3 protein-coding genes and 1 pseudogene are annotated in these 2382 nt (G+C 64.6%); all 4 read left to right on the top strand.

Annotated elements, in window-relative coordinates:
- Positions 1 to 223, top strand: a pseudogene (locus BGN91_RS05950) (carboxysome shell protein); the annotation flags it as partial.
- Between the two features lie 11 nt (positions 224 to 234).
- Positions 235 to 1761 carry a carboxysome shell carbonic anhydrase gene (locus tag BGN91_RS05945; RefSeq protein ID WP_292611392.1) on the top strand — a complete coding sequence of 509 codons (1527 nt, stop codon included), beginning with the start codon at positions 235 to 237 and terminating at the stop codon, positions 1759 to 1761.
- A gap of 15 nt (positions 1762 to 1776) precedes the next feature.
- Entirely contained in the window at positions 1777 to 2034 is a 258-nt protein-coding gene (locus tag BGN91_RS05940) for a carboxysome peptide A (RefSeq protein ID WP_292611390.1), read from the top strand.
- A complete protein-coding gene (locus BGN91_RS05935; protein WP_292611388.1) occupies positions 2034 to 2282 on the top strand; it encodes a carboxysome peptide B in 249 nt (82 codons plus the stop codon). Before BGN91_RS05940 ends, BGN91_RS05935 begins: the two co-directional genes overlap by 1 nt.
- Positions 2283 to 2382 lie beyond the last annotated feature (100 nt).

Below are 2382 nucleotides of genomic sequence, written 5' to 3'. Positions count from 1 at the left end.
GGGAGACGCCTGGGACGGCAACAGCCGTGTCACCGGCACCGAAGGTTCGTCCAGCCTGGCGCGCAATCCCTCGATGCGTGGGCAGCCACGCGGCGCGGGCACCGGCGCCATGGCGTTTCGCGGCATCGAGCGGCCTGAAGTGCCTGTATCGGTTGTCACCGGCTCGGCCGGCAACACCCGGAGCGGCGCCACAGTAACCGTCTCCGGCGGGGCGCGCGGCTGAGGATCGCGACGATGGACACGCGCAAACGCTTTCAGGCCCTGCGACGAGAGGCCAACCCGGTTGCCAACGCGGCAGCGTCAGCGGCGGCGGTGCCCGACAATCCGGCGTGCATGATCGGCGGCGGGCAGACCTGCGAGCATGCGCTGGTCGATCGCGACCTCAATCGCCTTTTGTTCGACTACGAGCGGACGGTGCGCTCCCGCTTCACCCGCATCGTCGACGTGCTCAAGCGCATCTCCACGCATCAGCACGACGAGAATTTCGCCGAGCGCGCCCAGCAGCTTGCACGCGAGCAACTCGGTTTCGATCTGCCCTCGCAGGTGCTCGAGGACGCATGGGTGTGCGGGCTGGATCTATCCGCCTTGCATTCGCGCTGCACCTTCAGCGGCCTCAAGTCGTGCGTCGAGAATGCCCAGGTCGAGCAGGCCGGCTGGCGTCAGCGCATGCCGCTCGATGAGAACTTTCTGCGGTCGTGCGGCTATCACACGGTGGATATCAGCCCGTGTTCGGATGGCCGGCTGCAGGGCGTCAGCCCTTATGTGCTCCGCATGCTGCCAGGGCCGAACGTGCGGGTGAAGGCCTATGCAGGCGCGCTGTTCGATGTCGAGGTCGATGTCTGCGACTGGGCGCAACGCGAAGTCGAACGGCTGTCGGGCGCCATGGTCGATGGCGAGCGCCTGAACTATCTCAAGATCGCCGTCTACCATTTCAGCAGCTCTTCCCCCAACGGTCACGGTTGCGCCGCTCACGGCAGCAACGATCGCCAGGCCACGGAAGCGGCGCTGCAACGCTTGCAGAACGAGCTGCGCGTGGCCATCGACCGGACGTTCGGCTCGGGCGCCGCGCCCGACGTGCTGCTCATCGGCGTGGACACCGATCTGGATGCGCTGCGCATCCACCTGCCCGACAGCTTTGGCGAGATCAACGCGCACCGCTATTTCGAGACGGCGCAGGTCTATCGCGACACTCTCGGCCTTGCGCCCGAAGCGGCGCGGAAGCGCATCGCGGAGATCGTGGCCGATGCCGAGGGTATGGGCGGCTGGGGGCAGGGCAATGGCCGCATGCACGAGGGCATGCGCCGCCTGGTGTTGGCGCTTGCCGAAGCCAACCTGTCGCAGATCGAATACGTCATCAAGCATCATACGGGGCGCTACGCGACCATCGGGCACGACGAGGAATGCATTGTCGCCGGCGAAGCGGTGCGGCCGTTGCAATTGCGCAACCTGTTTTATTTCGCTCACCTCGATACGGTCGAGGAAGGCGCGCCCGACATGGATGTCGGGATCGATATTTTTGCCAAGCTCAATGTCGCGCACGGTCTGCCGGTCCCGGTACTGGTTCACTTCGAATATGATGGCCGGATCCCCGAATCACGCGAGCGGGCGATCGCGCGAGGCCGACGGGTGCGCGATGCGATCGCAGTACGCTATCCCGATCTGGCTGCCAGGGGCCTGCTCAATTGCGCCATCGCTGTGAGTGACCGCGCCGGCGACGAATGTTGCGCCTTCGTCGCCGACGATGCCGTCGACGATCATTGAGAGGACTTATGCGTCATGAGAATCATGCGTGTGAAAACCACTCTCGTGTCGACCAATCGCATCGACGCCATGGGCCATCGCCCGTTGCTGGTCGTGCAGGAGACACCGAATGGCCCGCGCAGCGTTGCGGTCGACGCCGTCGGCTGCATCCCGGGAGACTGGGTGATTTGTGTCGGATCTTCCGCGGCGCGCGATGCCGCAGGAGCCAGGGATTATCCGTCCGATCTGACGATCGTCGGCATCATCGACCACTGGAATCCGGAGGGAACGTGATGGAAGTCTGGCGCGTGGTGGACGATCTGGTCTGCACCCGGCGTGTGCCGGGAATGAGTTCGGCTTCGCTTCGTATCCTGAAGGGCCAGAAGGGAGAAATCTCGGTGGCGACCGATCCGGTCGGAGCGCCGCCTGGCAAATGGGTGTTCACCGCCGCGGGCACGGCCGCACGTATGGCCATGCCCGATCGAACAGTGGCTACCGACCTCACCATCTGCGGCATCATCGATGGCTGGGAGGAGGGGTGACGACGCGGTGAACAAAGAGCAAAAACGGCGCGCGCGCAGCGGGCGTCAGAATGCAGTGACTGGCTTGAAATTCTTTCATTTCGACAACAAGGAGCGAACA

It is taken from the genome of Nitrobacter sp. 62-13 (genome assembly GCF_001896955.1).
GTDB lineage: Bacteria > Pseudomonadota > Alphaproteobacteria > Rhizobiales > Xanthobacteraceae > Nitrobacter.
The sequence above is the reverse complement of the archived record's forward strand: the minus strand, read 5'-3'. Positions and strand labels throughout refer to the sequence as shown.